3 protein-coding genes and 1 pseudogene are annotated in these 2,535 nt (G+C 51.7%); 3 read left to right on the top strand and 1 reads right to left on the bottom strand.

Annotation, left to right across the window (positions count from 1 at the left end; translation table 11 throughout):
- Nucleotides 1–105: 105 nt before the first annotated feature.
- Nucleotides 106–309, bottom strand: a pseudogene (locus CPT76_RS17515) (helix-turn-helix domain-containing protein); the annotation flags it as partial.
- Between the two features lie 331 nt (nt 310–640).
- Here CPT76_RS17515 and CPT76_RS17510 point away from each other — a divergent pair.
- The 3 genes from CPT76_RS17510 to CPT76_RS17500 all read left to right on the top strand — a co-directional run.
- Entirely contained in the window at nt 641–1,381 is a 741-nt protein-coding gene (locus tag CPT76_RS17510) for a tyrosine-protein phosphatase (protein ID WP_181152896.1), read from the top strand.
- A gap of 39 nt (nt 1,382–1,420) precedes the next feature.
- Nucleotides 1,421–2,170 (top strand): YveK family protein, encoded by a 750-nt coding sequence (locus CPT76_RS17505; protein ID WP_181152895.1) that lies wholly within the window; start codon nt 1,421–1,423, stop codon nt 2,168–2,170.
- A partial coding sequence (locus CPT76_RS17500) for a CpsD/CapB family tyrosine-protein kinase (RefSeq protein WP_146116338.1) occupies nt 2,151–2,535 on the top strand: 385 nt, incomplete at its 3' end. The genes CPT76_RS17505 and CPT76_RS17500, both read left to right, overlap by 20 nt.

The following is a 2,535-nucleotide window of genomic DNA, read 5'->3' as shown; positions in this document are numbered from 1 at the left end:
GGTGTCACGTGTATATGCCTGTCAGAGAGGATAGGACTAAAGTTCGTGTAACCATCAGGTCCGTTAATCAGCCGGATTGGCTGTATCCGAATTTTCGTCCGCTGCGGCTGCCTCTGTTCGTCCAAGCAAATAATCTATGGAGACTTGAAAATAATCAGCCAGCTTCGACAGCGTATCAAAATCCGGTTTCCTGCGGTTCTTCTCATAGTGGGACAAGGCCGCCCGGCTGATCCCAAGGGTTATGGACAATGCCTCTTGAGTCAATTTCCTCTGCTCCCTGAGCTCTGATATTCGGTTGCCGTAATTCATTTCTTTCCCCCCTTGGATACCCGGGTATGCGTGAGCAATTGGACCTGCTAAATAACGCTTGACATGATACAAAATGTATCGTAAATTAACAGTGTCGTCAATAGTGCAAGCTGTTTTTGAACCGATTTACCCAAAAAAACAGGTTCATTCTCCTCTTGGAAAGTCAATCTTTATTCATAGATTAAGCCAATTCCAGGAATAAAGACGCAATTCGTCACCATCGGTTACACCAGGAAGCCGGAACCAGTGCATATTCTGTCGAGCTTCCGTATTTAATGATACATAATGTTGCGTTGTTTTTCAAAAATCAAAGGGATGGATGCTGATACGTATGATCGATACACACTGCCATATCCTGCCGGCTGTGGACGACGGGCCGAAAACAATCGATGGAGCACTTCGCTTGGCTGCGGCTGCAGTGGAAGAAGGGATTACGACGATCATCGCCACCCCGCACCACCGAGAGAGACATTATTTGAACTCCGCCAAAAAAATCAACCGCCGCGTGAAGCTGTTTAACGCCAAGCTCAAGCGCGTCGGGATCCCCCTGAAGGTGCTCCCTGGACAGGAGTACCACCTTACCGAACGTTATCCCACCGAATTCCGGCGCGGCCGGATCCAGACGCTTGCCGGCAGCCGCTATTTACTCGTAGAGCTTCCCTCCCGCAAGGTACCCGGGTATTTTACAGATTTTCTTGCCTTCATGAAGCGGGCCGATATTCGGGTCGTCATTGCCCATCCGGAACGGAACTTGGGGATTATCGATCATCCAGACCAAGTGGCGGGATGGATTCGGGACTTCGGCGTCCTGCTGCAGGTCACGACACAGTCGCTTGCCGGATTTTTTGGGGAATCGGTACAGAGCACGGCTGCGTATCTATGCAAACAGCGGCTGGTCCATTTGATTGGAACAGATGCGCACAACACGGTCCGGCGGAAATTTTACGCGCAGGAGGGGCTTGGCATCATCGATAAGCTGTGTGGAGCAGGCTTTCGGAAGAGCCTGGAGGACCATGCGGTGCAGCTCATCAGCGGAAAGGAGATCAGAACGTTTCATCAGCCCACCGTCTAGAGCGGAGGCAACCATTCGATGAAATTGGGGGGAAGGGTTATGGAATTTAAGCTGCTGCTGCAAATGTTAAGAAAGCGCCTTTGGCTGATCGTATTGGTGGTGGTCTTGTGCTCGGCCGGCACTGGTGCTTACAGCGTCTATGTCATGAAACCGGTTTATGAAGCAAGCAGCACGATGATTGTCAATAAGTCGAATATGGACAGCGAAGGAAAGCCGACGCTCGATATTAATGAAATCAATTCTAACATTATGCTGATCAACTCCTATAAGGTCATTATCAGCTCTGCTTCCATCATGGAAAAGGTCGTCGCCCAGTACCCCGGTCTGCATGAGACCGCGCAGGACTTGATGGACCGGGTCGAAGTCGTGACGACCCAAAACTCGCAAATCATCGAATTGAAAATCCGCGATGCCTCCTACGAGCACGCCAAAGAGATCGTGAACGCCGTATCACTCGTGTTCAAGCATGAAATCCCCCAAATCATGAAAGTGGACAATATTTCGATTTTGGACAGCACCTTGTCAACGAGTGCTCCCGATCCGGTCAGCCCGAATGTTGTCCTTAACATCGCCATCGCTTTTGCCGCATCGTTCATGATCATCGTCGGCGTAGTGCTGTTTATCGAGTACTTGGATGACACGATCAAGTCCGATGAGGACGTGGAGCGGTATCTTGAGCTTACGACCCTGGGCGCGATCCGGAAAATGAAAAAGCGGGACTTGCGAACGCGGGCGACCGCCCGATCCAAACAACAGGCAGGTGAAAAGTATGCGTCAGTCAGCCAATAGAAACAAGCTGATCATGAACGTCAACCGCAGGTCGTCGATCTCGGAAGGGTACCGCAACATTCGGACCAACATCCAATTTTCCGGCTGGAATCAAAAGCTGCAGGTGCTTGCCGTGACCTCGACCCAGGCGGGGGAAGGGAAATCGACGACGATCAGCAATCTGGCGGTGGCCTATGCCCAGGAAGGAAAAAACGTGCTGCTGATCGACGCCGATCTCAGGCACCCGTCGCTGCAGAGCATTTTTAACGNGCCGAACCGGCTTGGGCTCTCGAATCTTCTCGCCGAACATGCGCTTTCGGNGATGTCGTGCAGCGACCGTGGTGGAGAACCTGTCGCTGGTGACCGCCGGACCGGTTCCTCCGAAT

The organism is Paenibacillus sp. AR247, from assembly GCF_002968895.1.
GTDB classification, from domain to species: Bacteria; Bacillota; Bacilli; order Paenibacillales; family Paenibacillaceae; genus Paenibacillus_AQ; species Paenibacillus_AQ favisporus.
The sequence above is the reverse complement of the archived record's forward strand: the minus strand, read 5'-3'. Positions and strand labels throughout refer to the sequence as shown.